Origin of the sequence: Rahnella victoriana (assembly GCF_021276285.1) — a bacterium.
Classification (GTDB): domain Bacteria; phylum Pseudomonadota; class Gammaproteobacteria; order Enterobacterales; family Enterobacteriaceae; genus Rahnella; species Rahnella victoriana.
The window spans coordinates 210,450-234,473 of the sequence record NZ_CP089919.1 but is presented as its reverse complement, the minus strand read 5'-3'; the positions used below and the strand labels follow the sequence as shown (position 1 = coordinate 234,473).

General features: G+C 55.8%; 22 protein-coding genes and 1 riboswitch. Of the genes, 12 read left to right on the top strand and 10 right to left on the bottom strand.

Going from position 1 to position 24,024, the window contains the following annotated elements; genetic code table 11:
- Positions 1 to 59: 59 nt before the first annotated feature.
- Positions 60 to 881 (bottom strand): pyridoxal phosphatase, encoded by an 822-nt coding sequence (locus J9880_RS01215; protein WP_095921235.1) that lies wholly within the window; start codon positions 879 to 881, stop codon positions 60 to 62.
- A gap of 181 nt (positions 882 to 1,062) precedes the next feature.
- Between J9880_RS01215 and pgl the strand changes: the two genes are divergently transcribed.
- Complete coding sequence (pgl, locus tag J9880_RS01210) at positions 1,063 to 2,061, top strand: 6-phosphogluconolactonase (protein ID WP_232769984.1); 999 nt, start codon at positions 1,063 to 1,065, stop codon at positions 2,059 to 2,061.
- A 254-nt stretch (positions 2,062 to 2,315) separates the two neighbouring features.
- Positions 2,316 to 3,827, top strand: a complete 1,512-nt coding sequence (locus J9880_RS01205) for a methyl-accepting chemotaxis protein (RefSeq protein WP_232769983.1) — start codon at positions 2,316 to 2,318, stop codon at positions 3,825 to 3,827.
- A gap of 68 nt (positions 3,828 to 3,895) precedes the next feature.
- On the opposite strand, the gene J9880_RS01200 is transcribed toward J9880_RS01205, so the two are convergent.
- From J9880_RS01200 to J9880_RS01185, 4 genes are all read right to left on the bottom strand, one after another.
- Positions 3,896 to 5,176 (bottom strand): putative acyl-CoA thioester hydrolase, encoded by a 1,281-nt coding sequence (locus J9880_RS01200; protein ID WP_232769982.1) that lies wholly within the window; start codon positions 5,174 to 5,176, stop codon positions 3,896 to 3,898.
- 123 nt (positions 5,177 to 5,299) lie between these two features.
- Positions 5,300 to 5,782 (bottom strand): kinase inhibitor, encoded by a 483-nt coding sequence (locus J9880_RS01195; RefSeq protein WP_095921239.1) that lies wholly within the window; start codon positions 5,780 to 5,782, stop codon positions 5,300 to 5,302.
- Between the two features lie 37 nt (positions 5,783 to 5,819).
- Positions 5,820 to 6,515 carry a type 1 glutamine amidotransferase domain-containing protein gene (locus J9880_RS01190; protein WP_119826571.1) on the bottom strand — a complete coding sequence of 232 codons (696 nt, stop codon included), beginning with the start codon at positions 6,513 to 6,515 and terminating at the stop codon, positions 5,820 to 5,822.
- A gap of 39 nt (positions 6,516 to 6,554) precedes the next feature.
- Positions 6,555 to 7,592: an NADP-dependent oxidoreductase gene (locus tag J9880_RS01185; RefSeq protein ID WP_095921241.1), complete on the bottom strand. Its 1,038-nt coding sequence runs from the start codon at positions 7,590 to 7,592 to the stop codon at positions 6,555 to 6,557.
- A gap of 271 nt (positions 7,593 to 7,863) precedes the next feature.
- Here J9880_RS01185 and aphA point away from each other — a divergent pair, with 271 nt between their 5' ends.
- Positions 7,864 to 8,577, top strand: coding sequence for an acid phosphatase AphA (aphA, locus tag J9880_RS01180; RefSeq protein ID WP_095925088.1), 714 nt, complete (start codon positions 7,864 to 7,866; stop codon positions 8,575 to 8,577).
- 99 nt (positions 8,578 to 8,676) lie between these two features.
- Here the strand turns inward: aphA and J9880_RS01175 are convergent, their stop codons facing one another.
- Entirely contained in the window at positions 8,677 to 9,456 is a 780-nt protein-coding gene (locus J9880_RS01175; protein WP_131692614.1) for an ABC transporter substrate-binding protein, read from the bottom strand.
- A gap of 39 nt (positions 9,457 to 9,495) precedes the next feature.
- Positions 9,496 to 10,650: a methionine aminotransferase gene (locus J9880_RS01170; RefSeq protein WP_119826567.1), complete on the bottom strand. Its 1,155-nt coding sequence runs from the start codon at positions 10,648 to 10,650 to the stop codon at positions 9,496 to 9,498.
- Positions 10,651 to 10,794: 144 nt separating this feature from the next.
- On the opposite strand from J9880_RS01170, the gene J9880_RS01165 reads away from it, so the two are divergent.
- On the top strand, positions 10,795 to 11,757 hold the full coding sequence (locus tag J9880_RS01165) for a LysR substrate-binding domain-containing protein (protein ID WP_232769981.1): 963 nt from the start codon (positions 10,795 to 10,797) through the stop codon (positions 11,755 to 11,757).
- On the opposite strand, the gene bioA is transcribed toward J9880_RS01165, so the two are convergent.
- Positions 11,758 to 13,035, bottom strand: a complete 1,278-nt coding sequence (gene bioA / locus J9880_RS01160; RefSeq protein WP_232769980.1) for an adenosylmethionine--8-amino-7-oxononanoate transaminase — start codon at positions 13,033 to 13,035, stop codon at positions 11,758 to 11,760.
- Positions 13,036 to 13,164: 129 nt separating this feature from the next.
- Between bioA and bioB the strand changes: the two genes are divergently transcribed.
- The 4 genes from bioB (at position 13,165) to bioD (ending at position 16,946) form a co-directional block, all read left to right on the top strand.
- A complete protein-coding gene (gene bioB, locus J9880_RS01155; protein ID WP_013576387.1) occupies positions 13,165 to 14,202 on the top strand; it encodes a biotin synthase BioB in 1,038 nt (345 codons plus the stop codon).
- Positions 14,203 to 14,205: 3 nt separating this feature from the next.
- Positions 14,206 to 15,357, top strand: a complete 1,152-nt coding sequence (gene bioF / locus J9880_RS01150) for an 8-amino-7-oxononanoate synthase (protein WP_133822671.1) — start codon at positions 14,206 to 14,208, stop codon at positions 15,355 to 15,357.
- A complete protein-coding gene (gene bioC / locus J9880_RS01145) occupies positions 15,341 to 16,132 on the top strand; it encodes a malonyl-ACP O-methyltransferase BioC (RefSeq protein WP_095921247.1) in 792 nt (263 codons plus the stop codon). Before bioF ends, bioC begins: the two co-directional genes overlap by 17 nt.
- Positions 16,133 to 16,265: 133 nt before the next feature.
- Positions 16,266 to 16,946: a dethiobiotin synthase gene (bioD, locus tag J9880_RS01140; protein ID WP_133822670.1), complete on the top strand. Its 681-nt coding sequence runs from the start codon at positions 16,266 to 16,268 to the stop codon at positions 16,944 to 16,946.
- Positions 16,947 to 16,950: 4 nt separating this feature from the next.
- Here the strand turns inward: bioD and J9880_RS01135 are convergent, their stop codons facing one another.
- Positions 16,951 to 17,661 (bottom strand): ABC transporter ATP-binding protein, encoded by a 711-nt coding sequence (locus J9880_RS01135; RefSeq protein ID WP_095921249.1) that lies wholly within the window; start codon positions 17,659 to 17,661, stop codon positions 16,951 to 16,953.
- 990 nt (positions 17,662 to 18,651) lie between these two features.
- Here J9880_RS01135 and uvrB point away from each other — a divergent pair.
- The 3 genes from uvrB (at position 18,652) to J9880_RS01120 (ending at position 21,648) form a co-directional block, all read left to right on the top strand.
- Positions 18,652 to 20,658 (top strand): excinuclease ABC subunit UvrB, encoded by a 2,007-nt coding sequence (gene uvrB / locus J9880_RS01130; protein WP_095921250.1) that lies wholly within the window; start codon positions 18,652 to 18,654, stop codon positions 20,656 to 20,658.
- Between the two features lie 66 nt (positions 20,659 to 20,724).
- Positions 20,725 to 21,093, top strand: coding sequence for a VF530 family protein (locus J9880_RS01125; RefSeq protein WP_095921251.1), 369 nt, complete (start codon positions 20,725 to 20,727; stop codon positions 21,091 to 21,093).
- 63 nt (positions 21,094 to 21,156) lie between these two features.
- Complete coding sequence (locus J9880_RS01120; protein WP_229921011.1) at positions 21,157 to 21,648, top strand: isochorismatase family protein; 492 nt, start codon at positions 21,157 to 21,159, stop codon at positions 21,646 to 21,648.
- A gap of 65 nt (positions 21,649 to 21,713) precedes the next feature.
- Here the strand turns inward: J9880_RS01120 and J9880_RS01115 are convergent, their stop codons facing one another.
- The gene (locus J9880_RS01115) at positions 21,714 to 22,622 is read right to left on the bottom strand and encodes a gluconeogenesis factor YvcK family protein (RefSeq protein ID WP_095921253.1); all 909 of its coding nucleotides are present in this window, start codon (positions 22,620 to 22,622) and stop codon (positions 21,714 to 21,716) included.
- A 256-nt stretch (positions 22,623 to 22,878) separates the two neighbouring features.
- Positions 22,879 to 23,035, top strand: a riboswitch (molybdenum cofactor riboswitch).
- On the opposite strand from J9880_RS01115, the gene moaA reads away from it, so the two are divergent.
- Positions 23,025 to 24,011, top strand: a complete 987-nt coding sequence (moaA, locus tag J9880_RS01110; RefSeq protein WP_095921254.1) for a GTP 3',8-cyclase MoaA — start codon at positions 23,025 to 23,027, stop codon at positions 24,009 to 24,011. It overlaps the preceding riboswitch by 11 nt.
- The last annotated feature ends 13 nt before the right edge of the window (positions 24,012 to 24,024 follow it).

Genomic DNA, 24,024 nt, shown 5'->3' with positions numbered 1-24,024 from the left:
TATCCACAAAAGACGTGTCGCCTTCCCCGTTTAACAGGGGAAGGCGGATAAAGCGGGGGTTAGCTGAGGACTTTGCTGCGGATCACGTCGGCAATTCCCGGCGTTTCGTGGTCGCCGATGACCAGCGCGGCGCGTTCTTTGATCGCATCGGCGGCATTGCCCATCGCCACGCCCAGACCGACATTTTCTAACATGCTCAGGTCGTTATAGTTATCACCAAACGCCACCACGTCCTGCATGCTCATGCCCTGAGATTCAACCCATTCCTGCAAACGACGGCCTTTGCTGTTGCCGCCTTTCGCGACATCCACCTGATCGTGCCATGACCATTCGCAGGCCAGACCCAGCTCGTTTTCCACCTGTGCCGCAAAGGTATGCAGCGCGTCGAGATCCTGATGCGAGGTGGCAAATTTCCAGATGGACTGCGCGGCGTCCGCGGCGTCCCGCAGGCTGTTAACCTGAGTAATCGTCGGACGCTGATGTTCCGGCAGGGTTTGTCCCCAGGCGATAGAACGGCTCACATGACCGCTTGGCTGCTGAAACAGCATCGCGTCATCCACATACAGCAAACCGTGAATACCGTGATACTCCAGCAAATCCACGACTTTCTTCGCCTTAACCGGATCCAGCGGATCGGAGGTTAAGACCTTACGCGCCTGATAATCATACAAATACGTCCCGTTACAGCAGATAGCAGGTGTATCGAGTTGCAATGCCTGATAAAACGGATGGATCGCCACATGATGGCGTCCGGTCACGACGACCACTTTGATACCCTGCGCGCGGGCATCGGCCAGTGCGGCGAGGGACTCTGGAAGGATACGTTTCTGGCGGTCAAGCAGCGTCCCGTCGAGATCGAGCGCAATAATGCGATAAGTCATGAGCAGTCCATCGTAAGTGTAGGTGGATCGGGGAAATTATCGCCATGTTACCTTTTTTAGCCTGCTAATTAAACCGCGTATCCGGCACTAAAGGTGCCGCCGGTGAGCTGGGTTATCGTGCTAACCTGAGCTACGCTTTTACAAAACATAACTGTCCATTGAGATTTAATAAGGAGATGTGATGAAGCAAATCGTCTATGTTGCCAGCCCTGAGAGCCAGCAAATCCATGCTTTTCGTCTGGCAGATAATGGTGAACTGAGCCTGCTGCAAACCGTTGAGGTTCCGGGACAGGTTCAGCCGATGGTGATTCATCCTGATGGCCACCGTTTGTATGTCGGCGTGCGTCCGGAATTCGGCGTGCTGACTTACCGCATCGACCACGAAGGTCAGCTGGAAGAAGCTGCGATGGCTCCGCTGCCGGGCAGCCCGACTCATCTGGGTATCGATCTTCAGGGGCGTTTTGTGTTCTCCGCGTCCTACAGTTTTAACAACGTCAGCATTCATCCGCTGGATGAAAAAGGTCTCGCGCTGGCGCCGACTCAGGTACTGGAAAACATCCAGGCGCCGCACTCTGCCAATATTGACCCGACGAATCAGCTGCTGATGATCCCGGCACTGAAAGAAGACCGCATCCGTCAGTTCGACTTCAGTGTGAACGGCGAAGCGACGCCGCATGACGCGCCGGAGCTGAAAACCGTCGCCGGTGCCGGTCCGCGCCATATGGCATTCCACCCGAATCATCATTTTGCCTACTGTGTAAATGAGCTGAACAGCAGCGTGGACGTGTACCAGAAAGACGTGACAAGCGGCGAATACCGTCAGGTGCAGACCCTCGGCATTATGCCTGCGGATTTCACCGGCACCTGCTGGGCGGCGGATTTACACATCACGCCGGACGGCAAATTCCTGTATGCCTCCGATCGTACCGCCAGCCTGATTTCCGTGCTGAGCGTTTCAGCAGACGGCAGCGAGCTGGAGCTGGTCGGCCATCATGCCACCCAGACGCAGCCACGCGGTTTCAATATCGATCATACCGGCCAGTATGTGATCACCGCCGGTCAGAAATCCGATGCCATCGAAGTGGCGAAGATTGATCCGCAAAACGGTCAGCTGACCACCCTGAAAACGTACGCCGTGGGTAAAGGTCCGATGTGGGTAAGCATTCTGGAAATTCATTAATCACACAGAGTTACTGATGAGTTTAGTTAATGTTTTATTTTTAACTGACCAATAATACCGCTGTGAAATAATGATCAAGCCCCTGTAATAAGGGGCTTTTTTATTGCCTGTGCCGGACGTGCTATTGATAAGAAATATTTTAACGTCCCTCTAAATGTTGAACATCACTGGTCGATAACTCTCCCGTTATTCACTCATTCTTCGGTGGCGTTGCCACTTCAGAGTCAGTCCTTTTGTTTATCAGGGAGAAGAAAATGAATGTACTTTCAGGGATCGCTGGCCGGGTTCGCCATGCCACAATCGCTAACAAACTCGGCGCAGGATTTGCGCTGGTGTTGCTGCTGGGATCCTTTGTCGCTGTGTCCGGTATCACCCATCTGACCAGCATCAACCAACGCGCAGAAAAAGCCACCTTGCTCAAAACCGTCAACGATTTACTGAGCGATGCGAAATTCACCCGGCTGTCATACATGGCCAGCAAAGACCCCAAATTTGTTGAAGAAAACCGACAGGCACTGGATAAGCTGGAAACCCGGCAGACCGAGGTGGCAGCCTATTCATGGGATCCGCGGGATCAGCCGCTGGTGGATGCCATGCCGGAAAATATCCGTCATTACCGTGAAAACTGGCAGCAAACGCTGAATCCTCCGGCGGGCAGCGATGCCAAGGACATTACCGCAAAACTGGCTGCCGCCGGGCTGGCGCTGACCTCAGCGTCGAACACACTGCTCGATCACGAGATGAATAACCTGCACAACGAAGTGACACGCACCATTCAGGAAATGCTGGTGATCATCGTGGCGACCGTGATTGCCGGTGTGCTGATTTCGTGGCGGATGACCCGTCAGCTGACGCTGCCGTTGCGCCGTACGCTGCAAACCGCAGAACGCATCGCCGCCGGGGATCTTTCCACGCATTCAGCCAGTCACAGTTTTGACGAAGTGGGGCAACTGAGCCGGGCGATCGAAACCATGAATCAGAACCTGCACGGCATTATCGGTGATATCCGTCAGGGCGTGACGCAGGTGACGCGCGCCTCTGGGGAGATTGCGGCGGGCAACATCGATCTGTCGGCCCGTACTGAAGAGCAGGCGGCGGCGCTCGGGCAAACGGCGGCGAGTATGGAGCAGCTTACCTCGACGGTGAAACAGAACGCCGACAACGCCAGTCAGGCCAGTCAGCTGGCCTCGGATGCGGCGGATACGGCGGCGCGTGGCGGTAAACTGGTGGCCGATGTGGTGGGCGTGATGAAAGAAATCACCGTCAGCTCGAAGCAGATTTCAGAAATCACCACGGTGATCAACAGCATCGCTTTCCAGACCAATATTCTGGCGCTGAACGCGGCGGTGGAAGCGGCACGCGCAGGCGAGCAGGGGCGTGGTTTTGCCGTGGTCGCCAGCGAAGTGCGCAATCTTGCGCAGCGCAGCGGGCAGGCAGCGAAAGAGATAGAAGGGCTGATCGACAAATCGGTGATTAACGTCAACAACGGTTCGGTGCTGGTCGGGAAAGCCGGTGACACCATGGAAGAGATTGTCGGCTCGGTCCGTCATGTGACACAAATTATTCATGAGATTGCCTCAGCGTCGGACGAGCAAAGTCGTGGCATCAGCCAGATTGCGCTGGCGGTGGCGGAAATGGATACCGTGACGCAGCAAAACTCGGCGCTGGTTCAGCAGTCTGCCAGCGCGGCGGCGTCGCTCGATGAGCAGGCGGTCAATCTGGAACGTACCGTGTCGGTGTTCCGCCTTGGTAACGACGCGCGATAACATTTCCTTGTGATGAAAAAAAACCGCCGGAGGCAACCCCGGCGGTTTTTTCACAACATCAGACTGAATTACTTCGCAGGCTGAGTCAGCACGTTGTTGTACTGCCACAGGCGGTTGAAGTTGGTGTCATTCACGTTGCGCTGTTGTTTTTCATCTTTCGGCACATTGCCGACAAACGGCTGGCCGGAGAAGACGGAAGCACCCCACGGGTTCATCTGGTCATAGCTGTTGTCGAAGCTGCTGTCGCGGATCACCAGCTGGCTGTTGGCATCACTGGCATCCCACGCACGGCCCATTTTCGCTTTCGCTGCCTGTTCGAAGCCACGGTCACCGGTCAGGTTACTGTCGATCACCAGGAAACCATAAGGCGCGATAGCCGGGGTGTTCGGTGCAAAGATGGATGCCTGTTTCACGCCACGGCTGCTGACGGTGTGGAATTCCACATGGTCGAATACCGCGCTTGCACGGCCAATCACGTAATCCACATCACCCACGATCAGGCTGTTATGCACGTAAGCACGGCTGTAACGGCTGTTGTTGATCTGGTTGTGGATATTGGCGGTGTTAACCATCAGGGTGTTCTGGCGGCCAATCAGGCGCACGTTATCCAGAATCACATTGTCGCCGTCGGTACGCAGTGCCACGGCGGAGTGATCGCCCGCATCCACGGTATCGAGCAGGGAGTTGCCGATGGTCAGGTTCTGCACCTGAAGACCGTTGCTTTGTGACCAGACGGTCGCGCTGCAACCGGTACCGATGGTGTCGGTGGTCTGAGTAGCGCAATTCTGGAACATATAGAATGCGCGATCGCCCGGCAGGAACTGACCGTTAGGGCTGACAGTAGAACGGTAAGTTGCTGGCGCTACTGAGGCTTCCAGACCCTGTGCGAGGGTCACATCCGCAGAGCTGTTGCCTGCACCGAATAAGGTCACTGGCGGTGCGCCAGCCGGAATGTAAACTGCGCCGTTGTAGGTACCCGGCAGGATTTTAATGAAGATACGCTCGCCGTGGTTACGTACCGCCAGCGCGGCGTTTACCGCCATCTGAACGCTGGAATATTCTGCGCCGTCGGTGCCTAACTGCGGGCCGACCACGAAGTTGGTTTTCACGCCGTCAGTGCTTGCCAGTTTAGGGAACCAGCCCTGCTGCTGAACCTGCAAAGAAGGGCCGCCAAAGGCCAGATAATTTTTCGTTGTAAAATTGGCCGCTTCGTCCGCTGATAACACGGGCAGTGACGCGGTGCCCGGCGCAACCTGGCTGGATAAGCCTTCATGGCTGCTGCTACATGCCGCCAGGATCAGGCTGGCCGACAAGATAGCGCACGCGCGCGACAGGGTGGAAATTTTCACTTGGACTGACTCCTTGATGAAGAAGGTTATTCTTTTTTTTCAATGTCGCGGCCAGAGCCGCAATAAAAAAACGGTGGCCAGTAAAAACTGACCACCTTTTCTGCGTCTTTTATACCACAGGAATCAGCTGTATATCACTGTCAGTGATGCTTTGCCGAGAGTATGGAAGTGAACGTTGAAGCCGAGATACGCGCCGCTGGCGTTCTCATCGACTTCCAGCGTTTCAGTATCGATGGCGTAGACGGTGAAGTGATAGTGATGGTGTTCGCCTTGCGGAGGCGCTGCGCCGCCATAACCGGCTTTACCAAAGTCGGTACGGGTCTGAACCGCGCCAGCGGGTAAACCGCCTTTGCCGGAGCCTGCGCCTTGCGGCAGTTCGGTGACGTCAGCCGGAATATTGGCCACACCCCAGTGCCACCAGCCGGAGCCGGTCGGTGCATCCGGATCGTACACCGTTATCACAAAACTTTTGGTGCCTTCAGGCGCACCGGACCAGGCCAGATGCGGCGACAGGTTGTCACCGTTGTAGCCCATGCCGTTAAAAACCTGCGTTTCCGGCATTTTTTCGCCGTCGCGCAAATCATTACTGGTCAGTGTAAAAGCCATAAAACCCTCTTCAGATGGTGAAATGTTAACGGTCAGATTACTTGCCGATCTCGCCGCCGCCCAGCATTTTCAGCAACGCCTGCGCGACGGCTCTGGAAGAGGCCGGATTCTGGCCGGTGATCAGCTTGCCGTCGGTGACCGCATAAGGCCGCCAGTCCGCCGCTTTACTGTAATCGCCGCCATGTTTTTTCAGCTCGTCTTCGACCAGGAAAGGCACGATATCAGTCAGCCCGACCGCGTCTTCTTCGCTGTTACTGAAGCCTGTCACGCGCTTGTCTTTCACCAGCGGCGTGCCGTCTTCCACCAGAACCCCGCGCAGCACGCCCGGTGCGTGACATACCGCAGAAACCGGCTTGCCCGCTGCCCAGAAAGCCTGGATCAGCGCAACGGAGTGCGGGTCTTCGGCCAGATCCCACAACGGCCCGTGACCGCCGGGATAGAAAATCGCATCGAAATCCTCCGCGCTGACTTCACTGAGTTTGACCGTCGAGGCCAGGGCGTGCTGTGCGTCTGTATCCTTGCGGAAACGCTCCGTGGTTTCGGTCTGCGCGTCCGGCTCATCGCTTTTCGGATCGAGCGGCGGCTGTCCGCCTTTCGGCGAGGCCAGTGTCAGTTCAGCGCCTGCATCGAGAAATTCGTAGTAGGGCGCGGTGAATTCTTCCAGCCAGAAACCGGTTTTCTTGCCGGTTTCGCCAAGCTTATCGTGTGATGTCAATACAATCAGTAATTTCATGTTACCTCCTGTGGACGCCGTCAGCTGACGTGAAACAGATCAGTCCTGACCGACACGAACGACCAGTTTGCCAAAGTTTTTACCCTCAAGCAGACCAAAGAACGCCTGCGGTGCGTTCTCTAATCCTTCCACGACATCTTCGCGGAATTTCACTTTCCCGGCTTCAAACCATTCGCTCATCTGTTTTGCAAATTCAGGGTAGCGGTGGCCGTAATCATCAAAAATAATAAAGCCCTGCATACGCATCCGTTTTTTCAGGATGGTGCCGGTCAGCAGCGACAGACGATCTTGTCCCTCTTTCAGGCCGGTCGCGTTGTATTGCGACACCAGCCCGCACAGCGGAATCCTCGCTTTGGTATTGAGCAGCGGCAGCACCGCGTCGAATACCGCGCCGCCGACGTTTTCGAAATAGACATCAATGCCGTCCGGGCAGGCCGCTTTCAGGCGTGTATCCAGATCCGGCGCACGGTGATCGAGACACTCATCAAAGCCGAAATGCTCAACCGCATAGCGGCATTTCTCCTCGCCGCCCGCGATGCCCACCACGCGGCAGCCTTTGATTTTCCCAATCTGCCCGACCAGCGAACCCACCGGTCCGGTCGCTGCGGCAACGACCAGCGTTTCACCTGCTTTCGGCTCGCCGATATCCAGCAGCCCCATAAACGCGGTGAAGCCCGGCATGCCCAAAACACCGAGCGCCAGGGAAGGCTGTTTCAGCGCGGCACCTTCGAGTTTTTTCACGGTATTGGCATCGGCCACGGCATAATCCTGCCAGCCGGTGCTGCCGACCACTAAATCACCGGTTTTGAAATCCGGGCTTTTCGATTCCACTACGCGGGACACCGCACCGCCGGTCATCACTTCCCCGATTTGCACCGGCGCGGCGTAAGAAGGCGCGTCGCTCATGCGGCCACGCATGTACGGGTCGAGTGAGAGCCAGACGGTGCGCAGCAACAACTGGCCGTCTTTCGCTTGCGGCAACGGGGATTTTTCCAGACGGAAATTTTCATCGACAGGTTTACCGTGCGGACGTGACGCCAGCACGATGCGGCGGTTTTCAGACTGTAACTGAGGCATGGTCATTCCTTTTCGTTTTCTTATAAGAAAGATAAAAGCCAATGTATTTGGAAATAAGTATAGGACGCTAAACAGTTTTGGAACGAAGCGGTTTATGCCATGTTTGAATAATTCAGACGGTTTTACATGGAAATGTGACCATCATCTTTTCCTATGATATCCGCCGGAAAATTCCTTTAAATCTGGAAGTTGCGCAGGTATGGTCGTTAAGATTTTTGACCAGTTGCTCCACTTTACCTGCAAGATAAATAAGCATAAAAAAGGGATCCTGATGCGTAAAACTCCTCTGGCACTGAGTGCCATCTTCCTGCTGCTAAGCCTGAATCAGTCTGTTATGGCTAAAGACGCCACGCCTGCACCGCTTTATCCCGGTGTGAATGTTGCACAACTCGCGCAGCAAGCTCCGGTTCACTGGGTGTCGGTCGCTCAGATTGAAAACAGCCTCAATGGCCGCCCGCCGATGGCGGTAGGTTTTGATATTGATGACACGGTGCTGTTCTCCTCGCCGGGCTTTTACCGCGGTCAGGTGGAGTTTTCGCCGGGGAAACAGGATTATCTGAAGAACCCGCAGTTTTGGGAGAAAATGAACAACGGCTGGGATAATTTCAGCATGCCAAAAGAGGTGGCTAAGAGCCTGATTGCTATGCACCTTAAGCGTGGCGACAGCATTTATTTCGTGACGGGACGCAGTGAAACCAAAACTGAGACCGTGACTAAAACCTTACAGAACGATTTCCAGATCCCGCAGGACAAAGTGAATCCGGTGATTTTTGCCGGTGACAAAGCCGGGCAAAACACTAAAGTCCAGTGGCTGAAAGATAAGCAGATTAAAATGTTTTACGGCGATTCGGATAACGACATCACTGCCGCTCAGGCCGTCAGCGCGAGGGGGATTCGTGTTCTGCGCGCCTCAAACTCCAGCTATAAACCATTGCCGCAGGCCGGTGTGTTTGGCGAAGAAGTGATTGTGAATTCTGAGTATTGAGCACACCGTTCTGCTCCCTCCCCTGCGAAGGGGAGGGTTGGGGTGGGGTATTAATCGCGAATCAGGGGGAGGAGCAAAGCCGGGCAGCCACAAGCTTCTTTACTTCACGCTCACATCAATATCACCGAAGTATTTCTTCGACAGCGATTTGACCACGCCTTCTTTTTGCACTTTCTCGATCGCCGCGTCCAGCTTCTCTTTCAGCTGGGTATCGCCTTTACGCAGACCAAACGCGATGCCGCTGCCGAGGATCTTGTCATCGCGCACGGCGTCGCCGACGAAGCCATAGTCTTTACCGTCGGGACGTGACAGGAAACCGCTCTGACCGGCCGGGGCCAGCACTAAGGTGCCATCAAGGCGACCAGATGACAGGTCCAGATACACCTGGTTCTGATCCTGATAAGAGACGATATCCACGCCTTTTGGTGCCCAGTGGGCCTGCGCGTAGCTTTCCTGAATCGAACCCTGCAACACGCCGATATGCTTGCCTTTCAGCGACTCAGTGGTCGGCAGCAGGCCGGAATCTTTCCTGGCAATCAGTTTGGTCGGGACACGGTAAATCACGTTGGTGAAATCAATCGCCTGACGACGTTTCTCCGTGACGTTCATCGCCGAGTTAATCGCATCAAATTTACGCGCCTGCAGGGCCGCAATCAGGCCGTCAAACGAGGTGTCGTACCAGTCGCATTTCACGCTGGCGGCGGCGCACACGGCGTTGCCCAGATCGATATCAAAACCCTGCAATTCGCCGGTCGCGCTTTTCGATTCGAACGGCGGATATTGTGCTTCCAGACCAAATTTTAGCGTGGAACCGTCAGCCAGCGCGGAGAAAGACGCGGCGGCACAACCTAACAGCAATGCGATTTTCAATTTTTTCATTATTCACAATTCCCAGCGTTATTCAGGCAGATAAAAGGCTCAGACGCGACACAGGCGGCGCGCGCCTTCGTACAGCGTGTCGTTATCTTTGGCGAAACTCAGGCGGATAAGCCCGGTAGGTTTGTTATTGCTGTAAAACGCCGACAGCGGAATGCTCGCGACCTGATGTTCACGGATCAGGTTCAGCACAAAGTCGTCGTCGGAGAGCGGACTGAAATGACTAAAACGCGCCAGCATAAAGAAACTGCCACGGCTCGGCAGTAATTCAAAGCGGGATTCGCTGAGGGCTTCGGCCAGCAGATCGCGCTTCTGCTGATAAAAATCCGCCAGACCGAGATAGCTTTGCGGATCGGCTAACGCTTCGGTGAACGCGACCTGCATCGGTGTATCGGCGGAGAACACCATGAACTGATGCACTTTGCGGATTTCTTCCATCAGTTCTGCCGGTGCCAGACAGTAGCCCACCCGCCAGCCGGTGACGTGATAGGTTTTGCCGAAAGAGGAGACAATTACGCTGCGCTCAGCCAGTTGCTGATGGCAGGCCATGCTCTCGTGGCGCTCACCGTCGAACACCACATGTTCGTACACTTCATCGGACAGGATCACGATATCGGTGTCTTTGGTCAGCGCGGTCAGGCGCTCGATATCGAAATCCGTGAAAATCGCACCGGTCGGATTATGCGGGCTGTTAATGATGATCATCCGCGTGCGGCTGTTGATGGCGCTGGCTACCTGATCCCAGTCGATGCTGAAATCATCCATCGACAGGCTGATGGCAACCGGCGTCGCACCCTGTAAACGGACAATCGGCGAATAACTGTCAAATGACGGCTCGAAATAAATCACTTCATCGCCCGGATGCACCAGGGCGCTGATGGCGGAATACAGCCCTTCGCTGGCGCTGGCAATCACCGTCACTTCGCTGTCAGCGTCATATTTGCAGCCATAAAGTGCTTCGACTTTGGCGGAAAGGGCGTGACGCAAGGCGGTCACGCCGCTCATTGGCGCGTACTGGTTATGACCGTCGCGCATGGCTTTGGCCACGCTGTCGATCAGGGCAGGCTGACATGAGAAATTCGGTGCCCCCTGAGATAAATTCAGGGCATTGTGCTCGGCGCTGAGCTGGCCGATGACGGTAAAAATATTGGTGCCGACATCAGGTAATTTTGACTGCGGTGACAGGGCGCTTTTCATGGTGTGTGTGGCTCCGGAGACAAGGCGCTGATTATTTAGCTGTTGAATGATTAAGCAACAGTTCCCCTGTGCCGACAATAGAAAATTTGTCATACTCACTATGATCTCCGATCATGGCTGAGTAATCATTTTTCTGAGGTAACTGTGACCCTTTCCCCTGAACTGTCGTACCTGAACGCGCTGAATCTGCCCTCGCTCAATGTGCTGAAAACCTTTGCGGTGGTGGCGCAGACACTGAATCTGACGCATGCCGCCACCCTGCTGCACATCACGCAGGGCGCGGTCAGCCGGCAGATCACCGGGCTGGAAGTGTCGCTCGGTTATCCGTTGTTTTTACGTCAGGCTCGCGGGCTGACGCTGACCCCGCGCGGTGCGCAGTTACTGCCGCCGGTGGAACAGGCGCTGGCGCTGATGGGCGAAGCCCTGAAACGCGTCGGTTCGCATCCTGATACCCTGCGCATTAAATGCCCGACGTGTTCGATGCGCTGGCTGCTGCCGCGTGTGATCCAGCTGCAAAACGACCGGCCGGATATGCAGATTGAACTGACGGCGTCCATCGCGCACGGGGTGGATTTCAGCAACGAACATTTTGATGCCGCCGTGGTGTTTGGCCGTCCGCCGGAATCGCAGCGCCGCGCGCATCATCTGTTTGATGAAGTGCTGACGCCGGTCTGCACGCCGGATTTCCTGCCGCGCCGTAAGGGAAAAACGGAAGTGGCCGATCTGGCCGATAAAACCTTACTGCATCCGACACGCGACCGTCGCGACTGGTTGCTGTGGCTGCGGGAAGAAGGGGGGCAGGGATTGCCGTCGGCAAAATCTCAGCATTTCGATACGCTGGATCTGGCGATCAATTCTGCCTTACAGGGGTACGGTGTGGCGATTGGCGATCTGACGTTAATTGAAGACGATTTGCAGGCGGGAAGGGTGATTGCGCCGTTCCCGTTATGCGTGGCGAGTGGCGCATCCTACACGCTGTTATATCCGGAAAATCCGACGCCTGCGCTGAAAGTGGCGATTGATTTTCTTAATGAGGAAGCGCGGCTCAGCCGGGAAAAACTGAGCGCGCTGTTATCCACGTCGCACCGGTTAGTCAGTGCCAACTGATCAGTAAAGTGCCGCCAGTGCGCTGGCAATCGCGCCGGTCAGTTTCGCCAGTTCCTGCGGGGAAATGATGTACGGCGGCATCAGGTAAATCAGTTTGCCGAACGGGCGGATCCACACGCCCTGCGCAACGAAGTGTTTCTGCAACTGCGCCATGTCTACCGGCTGGCGCATCTCCACCACGCCGATTGCGCCCAGCACGCGCACATCCGCCACCGCAGGGTGCTCCGCCAGTGGGTGTAACTGCGCTTTCAGTTGATGCTCAATACTGAACACCTGCGCCTGCCAGCGGTTTTCCGCCAGTAAACGCAGGCTGGCATTGGCGACTGCACAGGCCAGCGGATTGCCCATAAACGTCGGACCATGCATGAAACATCCGGCCTCGCCGTTGCTGATCACCTCCGCGACATGGCGCGTGGTCAGCGTGGCGGAAAGGGTCATATAGCCGCCGGTCAGCGCCTTGCCGAGACACAAAATATCCGGCGAAATCCCGGCATGATCGCAGGCAAACAGCTTGCCGGTGCGGCCAAAACCGGTGGCGATTTCATCGGCAATCAGCAGCACACCGTATTCGTCGCATAACCTGCGCACGCCTTTAAGATACAGCGGGTGATAAATCCGCATCCCGCCCGCGCCCTGTACCACCGGCTCTAAAATCACGGCCGCGATTTTGCGGTGATTCTCGTCGAGCAGGCGCGCAAACGGCGCGATATCCGCCTCATTCCATTCACCGTCGAAACGGCTCTGCGGCGCGTCCGCGAACAGATGCTCCGGCAGATATCCCTGATACAAACTGTGCATCGAGTTTTGCGGGTCGCAAACCGACATCGCGCCAAAGGTGTCGCCGTGATAGCCGTGGCGCAGGGTCAGCAGCGTCTGGCGCTTTTCGCCGCGCGCCTGCCAGTATTGCATCGCCATTTTCAGCGCCACTTCCACCGCCACCGAGCCGGAATCCGCCAGAAACACGCATTCCAGACCGGCGGGTGTCATGTCAACCAGGCGGCGTGACAGCGCAATGGCGGAAGGATGGGTGATCCCGCCAAACATCACATGGGACATTTTGCCGATTTGTTCGACTGCCGCCTGATTCAGTTGCGGGTGATTGTAACCGTGGATCGCCGCCCACCACGACGACATGCCGTCAACCAGCTGGCGTCCGTCAGCCAGTTGCAGCATCACGCCGGAGGCCGACTCCACCGGATACGCGGGCAGCGGTTTGGTCATGGAAGTGTACGGATGCCAGATGTGGCGCTGATCGAATTCAATGTCGGCGGGTGTCATAGAAAGTCCTGCAGGCGGAAAGTTGTAAACCAAAAAATAATTTTAACGTTGACGGTAAACCAAAACAAATTAAAAATGGTTTACGGATTATGAAAAAAATATAACTGAACACTTTTTAAAGGAGTCGCAATGACTGCCCGCACCCACTGGACGCTGGAAAAAACTCAGGCCCTGTTCGATAAGCCTTTTTTAGAGCTGATGTTCGAAGCACAACAAATTCACCGTCAGCATTTCGACCCGCGTCAGGTTCAGGTCAGCACCCTGCTGTCGATCAAAACCGGTGCCTGTCCGGAAGACTGTAAATATTGCCCGCAGAGTTCCCGCTACAAAACCGGGCTGGAATCAGAACGTCTGATGCAGGTTGAGCAGGTGCTGGAATCCGCCCGTCAGGCGAAAGCCGCCGGTTCGACCCGTTTCTGCATGGGGGCGGCGTGGAAAAACCCGCACGACCGTGACATGCCGTATCTGGAGCAGATGGTGCAGGGCGTGAAGGAAATGGGCATGGAAACCTGCATGACACTCGGCACGCTGAACACCACGCAGGCGCAGCGTCTGGCGCACGCCGGACTGGATTTCTACAACCATAACCTCGACACCTCGCCGGAATTTTACGGCAGCATCATCACCACCCGCAGCTATCAGGAACGTCTGGATACGCTGGCGGAAGTGCGCGGCGCGGGCATTAAAGTCTGTTCCGGCGGCATTGTCGGGTTGGGTGAAACCGTCAAAGACCGCGCCGGTTTGCTGATGCAGCTGGCGAACCTGCCGGTTCCGCCGGAAAGTGTGCCGATCAACATGCTGGTGAAAGTCAAAGGCACGCCGCTGGCCGATAACGACGATGTCGATCCGTTCGATTTTATCCGTACCATTGCCGTGGCGCGCATCATGATGCCGCAATCTTACGTGCGCCTTTCCGCGGGTCGCGAACAGATGAGCGAGCAGACGCAGGCGATGTGCTTTATGGCCGGTGCCAACTCGATTTTCTACGGCTGCAAACTGCTGACCACGCCGAACCCGGCGGAAGACAAAGACTTAATTCTGTTCGGCAAACTGGGGCTGAACCCGCAGTCATTTGAAACCGAAATGGGCGATAACCAGCAGCAGGCGGCGCTGGCCGAACAGCTGGTTCACGCCGATACCGACCAGTTCTACAACGCCGCCGTATAACGGATGAGCTGGCAAACGCGGATTAACGACGCGGTCGCGGCGCGTAAACAGGCGGCGGCCTTTCGTGTGCGTCAGCCAAACCGTGGCGGCAGCGCGCGGTTTCTGACGCAGGACGACCGGCGTTATCTGAACTTTTCCGGTAACGATTATCTCGGTCTGAGTCAGGACCGCGATGTGATCGCCGCGTGGCAGCAGGGCGCAGAAAAATACGGCGTCGGCAGCGGCGGCTCCGGGCATGTCACCGGCTACAGCGAAGCACATGCGCAGTTTGAACAGCAACTGGCGGACTGGCAGGGCTATCCGCGAGCTTTGCTGTTTATCTCCGGTTTTGCCGCCAATCAGGCCATTCTCGCGGCGCTGATGCAGGCGCAAGACCGCGTGCTGGCGGACAAACTCAGCCATGCCTCTTTACTGGAAGCTGCAGCCCATGCGCCTTCGCAACTGCGGCGTTTTCACCACAATCAGCCGGATTCCCTGCAACGTCTGCTGGAAAAACCGGTCAGCGGCGAAACGCTGGTGGTCACCGAAGGCGTGTTCAGTATGGATGGCGATACCGCGCCGCTGGCTGACCTGCATAAACTGACGGCAGCCCACGGCGGCTGGCTGATGGTGGATGACGCGCACGGTGTGGGCGTCACCGGTGAAGAAGGGCGCGGCAGTTGCTGGCAGCAGGGCATCCGGCCGGAGCTGCTGGTGGTCACATTCGGTAAAGCTTTCGGTTGCAGCGGCGCGGCGGTGTTGTGTGATGATGCGACCGCCGGTTACCTGTTGCAGTTCGCCCGTCACCTGATTTACAGCACGGCGATGCCCGCCGCGCAGGTGTGTGCCTTGCAGGCTGCGCTGGCACGAATCCGGCAGGATGACGGCTTGCGTGATAAACTGGCGGCCAATATTGCCCGTTTTCGCGCGGGTGCCGCCGGTTTGCCTTATCCGCTGACCGGTTCGCAAACGGCGATCCAGCCGCTGATTGTCGGTGAAAATCAGCCTGCGCTGGATCTGGCCTCCGCCTTGCGCGGACGCGGATTATGGGTCAGCGCCATCCGTCCACCGACGGTGCCTCCGGGCAGTGCGCGGCTGCGTATTACCCTGACGGCGGCGCATGAGCCGGAAGATATCGATTTTTTGCTGGAGTCCCTTGATGGGTGCAGTCACTGAATTAGTGAACAAACAAGCGGTGGCCGACGCGTTCAGTCGCGCCGCCATCAGTTATGAAAACGCCGCACAATTGCAGCGTGACGTGGGTGAGGAATTGCTGGCACTGGCTGCGCCGTATCTGCAAGATGCGGGAAAAATCGTGGTCGATGCGGGCTGCGGCACCGGATATTTCAGCCGTCACTGGCGGGCGCAGGGCAAAAATGTCATCGCCTTGGATCTCTCGGAAGGCATGTTAAACCGTGCCCGCGAGCTGGATTCCGCCGATGAATACGTGCCGGGCGACATCGAACGTTTGCCGTTCGCCGACAATTCTGTCGATATTTGTTTCAGCAATCTGGCCGTGCAGTGGTGCAACGCACTGCCGCGCGCGCTGGAAGAGATGCACCGCGTCACCCGCAACGGCGGGCTGGTGCTGTTTTCCACGCTGGCCGAGGGTTCGCTTAATGAACTGGCGGCTGCATGGATGAAAGTCGATGGCCGTCGTCATGTGAATCAGTTCCTGACGCCGGACAAAATCGCCGAAGCCTGCGCGCCGTATCGCCATGAAGTGACGTTCAGCGATCACGTCGCTGAATTCCCCGATGTGATGTCCCTGATGCGCTCTCTGAAAGGCATCGGCGCGACGCACATTAAAAATGGCCGCCTCGGCGGTCTGGGAGGCAGGGAACGTCTGCAATTGCTGGAAAAACACTACGTCCGCCGCGACGGCATCCTGCCGCTCAACTACCGGCTGGTCTACGGCATTTTGCAGGTCGAAGAACTGATCCCCCGATGATTTACTCCTCCCCCTGCGAAGGGGGAGGTTGGGAGGGGGTTTTGCAGGCAACTTGAAAGTCAGAATTGCCATTAATACCCCACCCCAACCCTCCCCTTCGCAGGGGAGGGAGCCAACCAACACCAGGCTTTTCATGAAACAAAAATACTTTATTACCGGCACCGATACCGAAGTCGGGAAAACTGTGGCGACTACCGCATTTTTGCAGGCCGCCGCCCGTGCCGGACACAAAACAGCAGGCTATAAACCGGTGGCTTCCGGCAGTGAAATGACCGGCGAAGGGCCGCGCAACAGCGATGCGCTGGCCTTGCAGGCTTACAGCACGGTGGGACTGCGTTATGACGAAGTGAACCCGTGCACCTTTATCGAACCCACCTCGCCGCATATCGTCAGCGAACTGGAAAAACGGCCCATCGACCCGCAGGTGTTATCCGCCGGATTACGCCATCTGGAACCGCTGGCGGACTGGGTGGTGGTGGAAGGCGCCGGGGGCTGGTATACGCCGCTGACGGCAGATTACACCTTTGCCGACTGGGTTATCGCCGAGCAGTTACCGGTGGTGCTGGTGGTCGGGATGCGCCTCGGTTGTATCAACCACGCGGTGCTGACGGCGCAGGCCATCGCAAATAGCGGGCTGACGTTAGCAGGCTGGATCGCCAACGACGTGCAGGAAACGGGGAAGCATCATCAGGCATACATGGCGACGCTCACGCGCATGCTGCCCGCGCCACTGCTGGGCGAGATCCCGTACCTGAACGCCGGAACGGACGTTAATCTCGGTCAGTATCTGGATCTCGAACGCCTCACTGCGTGAGACGTCAGACGGTCAGATAATTTTTGACTAACGTGTCGTCGAGCTGTGCCAGCGTGCCCTGCGCGATGTTGCGTCCTCCATCGACCAGACAAAACCGGTCGGCGACGCTGCGGATAAACGGCAATTTATGACCCACCAGCAATAAGGTCAGGCCGAGATCCCGGTTCAGGCGGTGAATGATATTGCCCATGTTCGCCGCCATCGACGCGCTGGTGTGCTCGGTCGGTTCATCCAGAATCAGCAGTTCCGGCTCCTGAACCAGCGCCCGGCTGATCGCCAGTTGCTGCTGCTGGCTTTCATCCAGTTCCCCCGCTTTACGCGCCCCCATCTCCTTTAATGTCGGAAACAGGTCATACACCTCTTCCGGCACGCGACGGGTTTTATTCCGGCTGGCCATCATGGCGATTTGCAGGTTTTCATCCACACTCATCTGCGAAAAGATCTGCCGCCCTTGTGGCACATAGCCAATGCCAATTTGCGCACGACTTTCCACCGGCAGGTTCAGCAGGCTTTGCGGCTCTTCATCCCGTGACTGCCAGGAGATCGCGCCGCTTTTCACCGGCAGATGCCCCATGATGCAGTTAACCAGCGTGGTTTTTCCCACGCCGTTACGGCCGATCAGGCACGTACACTGACCGCGATACAGTTCGAGATTGATATCCCACAGAATATGTTTTTGCCCATAGTACTGATTAACGGATTTTACACTTAACATCAGGCATACCTCCCTCATGGAGCTTTTCACCGGACAACATTTTGACGGCCACTGTCATGTTTCTGACATTTATGTTCCGCTGTACGCGCGATCTACAGGGGAATCCTTCACCAAATCTCTTCAAAGAGTGAATTTGCAACTCTCAGGCCAAGTTTTACCAGACAGTGATAAAAAACGAGGTTACAGAGCTGTTAAGAGGCGGCGCAGGGATGATTTAGGATTATTCATGAGTATTGTCAGGATTTTGTGATTCACGGAAATCCAGGTAAAAACAAAACTGCACTTCGGCAGTGCCGGACTCGCTGATTTTGGTGCAAGGTTTGGGCATTCAGGAAGCTGAAAAATCCTGCTGAGATGCACTTTTGGGTTTTGCAAGAAACATCAGCCCGGAAATCTAGGCAAAATAGGCATAAATAAGGAGATAAAAAAGATAAAAAATAACTAAAAAAGCCCTCTCAGCCCCGGAAGAAGCAAAATGCGCTTTTTTACCAACTCCCGCAGCGCGGGGCGTGCTGAGACTTATCCACTATTCCTGTGGATAACCTTGTGCATGAGAGTAAGAAAAGTTGCTACAGACGAGTCAGCATGCGGGTTGCGCTCAGTTTGCCCGTATTCGCAGCTTTTTGATGATGTTGTTTTTAATCAATGAGTTAGTTAAAAGCAATACAGGGGTAATTCGTTCGTCATCGTTGTGTCAAACTTCGTCAAGCTGTGGTCAGAAAGTGAGTGAAAGGAAAAATCCGGGCAAAAATGGGCGCTGATGGTGAGAATGCCTATTCTTATTCACACTAAAAAAGTGCAGTTGCAGCAACCGGTTAAATGCGCCGCCGTTTTTATTCATTGGAAGCTGGTTTTATATACAGTATTATAGTCGGCGTTAAATCAAGGCTGGCAAAAATCGCGAAGTCTTTCATACTGTTTTTCCGCAAACTGTTCACACATTCAGCGCGCACGGCCTTATACGTTCCCACTTCAGTCAGGTAGCCCGTCATGAGTAAAGAGTTCAAACTGCATTCCGAATTTAAACCATCAGGTGATCAGCCTGAGGCGATACGCCGTCTGGAAGAAGGGCTGGAGAACGGACTGGCGCACCAGACACTGCTGGGGGTAACCGGGTCAGGCAAGACCTTTACGGTGGCGAATGTCATTGCAGACCTCAACCGTCCGACGATGGTTCTTGCGCCAAATAAAACGCTGGCGGCACAGCTATACGGCGAGATGAAAGAGTTCTTCCCGGAAAACGCCGTCGAGTATTTTGTCTCTTACTACGATTATTATCAGCCCGAGGCATATGTCCCGAGCTCAGATACCTTTATCGAAAAAGATGCGTCTGTGAACGAACATATCGAACAGATGCGTCTTTCTGCCACTAAAGCCCTGCTGGAACGCCGCGATGTCATCGTGGTGGCATCGGTTTCTGCCATCTACGGTCTGGGCGATCCGGACCTGTATCTGAAAATGATGCTGCACCTGACCAAAGGGATGATTATTGATCAGCGTTCCATCCTGCGCCGTCTGGCAGAGCTGCAATATGCCCGTAACGATCAGGCGTTTCAGCGCAGTACCTTCCGCGTGCGTGGCGAAGTCATTGACGTCTTCCCGGCCGAATCCGACGATCTGGCGCTGCGCATCGAGTTATTCGATCAGGAAGTCGAACGCCTGTCACTGTTTGATCCGCTGACCGGTCAGGTACAGCATGAAGTGCCGCGTTTCACCATCTACCCGAAAACGCACTACGTCACGCCACGCGAACGTATTGTGCAGGCGATGGAAGAGATCAAAGTTGAACTGGCCGACCGCCGCAAGGTGCTGCTGGCGAATAATAAACTGCTGGAAGAGCAGCGCATCAGCCAGCGTACGCAGTTTGATCTCGAGATGATGAACGAGCTGGGGTATTGCTCCGGTATCGAAAACTACTCGCGCTATCTGTCCGGCCGTGGGCCGGGCGAGCCGCCACCGACCCTGTTTGATTATCTGCCTGCCGACGGCCTGCTGATTGTCGACGAATCACACGTGACCATTCCGCAAATCGGCGGCATGTACAAAGGCGACCGCTCGCGGAAAGAAACGCTGGTGGAATACGGATTCCGTCTGCCTTCGGCGCTGGATAACCGTCCGATGCGCTTTGAGGAATTCGAAGCGCTGGCACCGCAAAGTATTTACGTCTCGGCCACGCCGGGGAAATACGAGCTGGAGAAATCCGGTGACGATGTGGTTGATCAGGTGGTGCGTCCGACCGGTCTGCTGGATCCGCTGATCGAAGTCCGGCCGGTGAGTACACAGGTCGATGATCTGCTGTCTGAAATCCGCAAACGCGTGGCAATTAACGAGCGTGTGCTGGTCACCACGCTGACCAAACGCATGGCCGAGGATTTGACCGAGTATCTGGAAGAACACGGCGAGAAGGTGCGTTACCTGCACTCTGACATCGATACCGTCGAGCGTGTGGAGATCATCCGCGATTTGCGTCTCGGCGAATTCGACGTGCTGGTCGGCATCAACTTGCTGCGTGAAGGGCTGGATATGCCGGAAGTGTCGCTGGTGGCGATCCTCGATGCCGACAAAGAAGGCTTCCTGCGTTCAGAACGGTCGCTGATCCAGACCATTGGCCGTGCGGCGCGTAACCTCAACGGTAAAGCGATTCTGTACGGCGATAAAATTACCAATTCGATGGCCCGCGCCATCGAAGAAACCGAGCGTCGTCGCGCCAAACAGGAAGCCTATAACCTCGAAAACGGCATCACGCCGATGGGGCTGAACAAGAAGATTTCCGACATCCTGCAACTTGGTCAGCCGAAGACCAAAAAGAACAAAGACAAACGCGATGCCGAAGCGGCGCAGACCTTCAAATCGCTTACGCCGAAAGCACTGGAGCAGCGCATCAAAGAGCTGGAAAGCAAGATGTATGCGCACGCGCAGAATCTGGAGTTCGAAGAAGCGGCCAACACCCGCGACGAGTTGCATGCCTTGCGCGAGCAGTTTATTGCGATTTCATAACGGGAAGGGTGGTAGACTGCGCGGCTTAAAAATCATGACCCAGACATTTTAACGAAGAGCGAGCCAATGACAGATACACCACAACATCCTGGCGCAGCGAAAGACCCGCTGCACGGCGTCACGCTGGAAAAACTGCTGACAACGCTGGTGGATAACTTTGGCTGGCCCGCGCTGGCGTCGCAGGTCAATATCAACTGCTTTAAAAGCGACCCGAGCGTGAAATCCAGCCTGAAATTCCTGCGTCGTACGCCGTGGGCGCGCAAGGAAGTCGAAACGCTGTATCTGGATTTCATCGAAGGCCATCTGCGCCCGGATATGACCCGCAGCAAGCGCCGCACGCCGTTGTCGGCGCAGGCACCGCAAAAGCCAAAAGTCAGCACGGCCAAACCGGCGGCTGACAGCCCGTGGAATAACCATCCGCTGGTGAAGAAGTAATTCAGATTGTTTTCTTAAAGGGGAAGGATCGTGGCAGAGCAACAGGTTCTTATTGTGGTGGATATGCAAAACGGGGTGTTGGCTGCCCCGCGTTATGACCGCAGCGGGCGGAGTGAGCGCATTAACCAGCTGATCGACCGGGCAGGGCGCGTGATTTTCATTCAGCATGCTGAAGGGGAGATGACCGAAGGCAGTGAATTCTGGCAGGTGATACCTGAGTTACATCAGCCGGAAGGAGCCATTTCTGTCACCAAAACCGCCTGCGATGCTTTCTATCGCACCACGCTTGAAACTGTCTTGCAGGAACTCAACGCCAGCCGTTTTACGATTTGTGGCTGTGCAACGGATTATTGTGTCGATACCACCATCAAAGTGGCCGCCAGCAAAGGCTATGCCGTGACGGTCGCGTCAGACGCGCATACCACCGGCGACCGCACACACGCCACGGCGCAGCAACTGATCGGGCAACATAACGAAGTGTGGCGTGAGCTGTCGGTGCCGGGCAATCCGGTGACGGTGAAAACCACCGCTGACATTCTGGCAGACTGGCAATAATCCCCGTTTCGTCTGCGTAAAAAAGGCCGCATTGCGCGGCCTTTCGTGTTTCTGTTCGTCAGACATCAGTGCATTTTTTGCAGCGCTTCTTCCACCGCCATCCGCAACATATCGCGGTCATGACGGTAGGGAATGTCGCTGGCTTCCAGCGGGCTTTGAATAATCAAATGCTCACCGGCACTTTTACCGATTTTCACTTTCGGCCCGACAATCGCGGCATCGGCACGGCGGCCAATACGTTTCTCGATCATATCCAGCTTATCGTCCAGCGTCAGCGAGGCGGCGGCGACGCTCAGTTCTTTCCCCAGATTTCCGATATACACGATGTGCGCGCGGCTGCGGCGCAGGGCGCTGGTCAGATCGCTCATCAGCAGCAATGGCATCAGGCTGGTAAAGAAACTTCCCGGACCAATCAGGATCAGATTGGCCTCGGCGATCGCCTGTAGCGCCTCGCGGGTGGCGGGCACCTGCGGTTCCAGCAGCAGTTCGCGCGGGATTTGCGTCAGCTTGTCGACATTCACCTCGCCGTGAACGCGCTCACCATGCGCATCAATCGCCGCCAGATCGACCGGTTGTTCTGACATCGGGATCAGCTCGGCATCCACTTTCAGCAGGCTGCGTACCAGATTGATCGCCTCAAGCGGGCGCACGGTCAGATGATCCAGCGCGCGCAGCATCAGGTTGCCGAGATTATGGCCGTCCAGTTCGCCCTGACCGCTGAAACGGTATTCAAACATGGCGGACGCCAGACTTGGCTCGGTAATCAGCTGATTGAGGCAGTTACGCATGTCGCCCCAGGCGATGCCGCCGACCGAGCGGCGGATGCGGCCGGTGGATCCGCCATTATCGGTGGTGGTCACAATGCCGGTCAGACGCGGACCCAGTGCGGAAAGGGAGGACATCACACGGCCCAGCCCGTGGCCTCCGCCTAATGCCACCACCCGGTCGAGATCTGCCAATGTTCGGTTACGCATAATTACCTTCTGAATCGGGGGAGGGGACGGGTTTCTTGCGGCGGATTTTACCTAATTTTGCAACAAGATGTTATCACTTCGCAGCATTCTCAGCGCATTCAAAAACAAGCGGTTTTCGCATTGAAAATGCAGCCTTTTGTCGCGAAAAATCGTTATATATCAAAATGCATAACGAAAAACCATCTTGGCGATCCGGACTTTGCGGCGTTAGAATACAGGCCGTTACCCCCGTATTCATCATCGCTCCGCTATGGACGGGATGAATCAACTCCTAGCCCTGGTTCCTAAGTTGCCTTTCTGACGATGTTCCCACAGAAACAATATGGAGCCCTGGCCGTGACGAAAGTCACCAGGGTGCACGGCAGAAATGCCCGCATCTCCCGTATTTGGAAAGGTGTTAAGGTGCTTCAACTAACTGATGCTTTTGCCCGCAAGTTTTATTACTTGCGGCTGTCGATCACTGATGTGTGCAATTTTCGTTGCACCTATTGTCTGCCGGATGGCTATAAGCCGCACGGACACAGCAATAAAAGTTTTCTCTCGCTCGATGAAATCCGTCGGGTCAGCCGCGCGTTCGCTAACTTAGGGACGGAAAAAGTGCGCCTGACCGGTGGCGAACCGTCGCTGCGTCGCGACTTCTGCGAAATCATTGCCGCTGTGCGCGAAAATCCTTCCATCAAAACCCTGGCCGTGACCACCAACGGCTACCGTATGGCGCGTGATATTGCCCAATGGCGCGATGCCGGGCTGACCAACATCAACGTCAGCGTGGACAGTCTGGATGCCCGCCAGTTTCATGCCATCACCGGGCAGAATAAATTCCATGAGGTCATGGCCGGTATCGACGCCGCTTTTGACGCCGGTTTCAGCAAGGTGAAAGTCAACACCGTGCTGATGCGTGATGTGAATCACGCCAGCCTGAACACCTTCCTTGACTGGATCAAAACCCGTCCGATCCAGTTGCGTTTCATCGAACTGATGGAAACCGGCGACGGCGGCGACCTGTTCCGTAAACACCATGTATCCGGCGAAGTGCTGCGCGAGCAACTGGTGCGTCAGGGCTGGCAGTTGCAGATTCGCTCCCGCAGCGATGGCCCGGCGCAGGTCTTCAGCCATCCGGATTACCTCGGGGAAATCGGTCTGATCATGCCGTACGAAAAAGACTTCTGCGCCAGCTGTAACCGTCTGCGCGTGTCTGCCATCGGCAATCTGCATTTGTGTCTTTTCGGCGAGCAGGGCATTCCTCTGCGCGATTTATTAGCCGACGACATGCAGCAGGAAGACCTGATGGACCGCATTCAGGGCGGCCTCAGCCGTAAAAAACAAACTCACTTCCTGCATGAAGGCAATACCGGTATCACTCAGAACCTGTCGTTTATCGGCGGCTGAGTCCGGGATCTAT

Bases quoted from the DNA above. Each gene is read 5' to 3' on its own strand.
- bioB (WP_013576387.1), top strand. From the start codon at position 13,165: ATGACTGCCCGCACCCACTGGACGCTGGAAAAAACTCAGGCCCTGTTC.
- J9880_RS01135 (WP_095921249.1), bottom strand. From the start codon at position 17,661: ATGTTAAGTGTAAAATCCGTTAATCAGTACTATGGGCAAAAACATATT.
- J9880_RS01195 (WP_095921239.1), bottom strand. From the start codon at position 5,782: ATGGCTTTTACACTGACCAGTAATGATTTGCGCGACGGCGAAAAAATG.
- J9880_RS01125 (WP_095921251.1), top strand. From the start codon at position 20,725: ATGACAGATACACCACAACATCCTGGCGCAGCGAAAGACCCGCTGCAC.
- aphA (WP_095925088.1), top strand. From the start codon at position 7,864: ATGCGTAAAACTCCTCTGGCACTGAGTGCCATCTTCCTGCTGCTAAGC.
- bioC (WP_095921247.1), top strand. From the start codon at position 15,341: ATGGGTGCAGTCACTGAATTAGTGAACAAACAAGCGGTGGCCGACGCG.
- J9880_RS01185 (WP_095921241.1), bottom strand. From the start codon at position 7,592: ATGCCTCAGTTACAGTCTGAAAACCGCCGCATCGTGCTGGCGTCACGT.
- uvrB (WP_095921250.1), top strand. From the start codon at position 18,652: ATGAGTAAAGAGTTCAAACTGCATTCCGAATTTAAACCATCAGGTGAT.
- J9880_RS01115 (WP_095921253.1), bottom strand. From the start codon at position 22,622: ATGCGTAACCGAACATTGGCAGATCTCGACCGGGTGGTGGCATTAGGC.
- J9880_RS01190 (WP_119826571.1), bottom strand. From the start codon at position 6,515: ATGAAATTACTGATTGTATTGACATCACACGATAAGCTTGGCGAAACC.
- J9880_RS01120 (WP_229921011.1), top strand. From the start codon at position 21,157: ATGCAAAACGGGGTGTTGGCTGCCCCGCGTTATGACCGCAGCGGGCGG.
- pgl (WP_232769984.1), top strand. From the start codon at position 1,063: ATGAAGCAAATCGTCTATGTTGCCAGCCCTGAGAGCCAGCAAATCCAT.
- J9880_RS01205 (WP_232769983.1), top strand. From the start codon at position 2,316: ATGAATGTACTTTCAGGGATCGCTGGCCGGGTTCGCCATGCCACAATC.
- J9880_RS01170 (WP_119826567.1), bottom strand. From the start codon at position 10,650: ATGAAAAGCGCCCTGTCACCGCAGTCAAAATTACCTGATGTCGGCACC.
- J9880_RS01215 (WP_095921235.1), bottom strand. From the start codon at position 881: ATGACTTATCGCATTATTGCGCTCGATCTCGACGGGACGCTGCTTGAC.
- J9880_RS01175 (WP_131692614.1), bottom strand. From the start codon at position 9,456: ATGAAAAAATTGAAAATCGCATTGCTGTTAGGTTGTGCCGCCGCGTCT.
- bioD (WP_133822670.1), top strand. From the start codon at position 16,266: ATGAAACAAAAATACTTTATTACCGGCACCGATACCGAAGTCGGGAAA.
- bioA (WP_232769980.1), bottom strand. From the start codon at position 13,035: ATGACACCCGCCGACATTGAATTCGATCAGCGCCACATCTGGCATCCG.
- bioF (WP_133822671.1), top strand. From the start codon at position 14,206: ATGAGCTGGCAAACGCGGATTAACGACGCGGTCGCGGCGCGTAAACAG.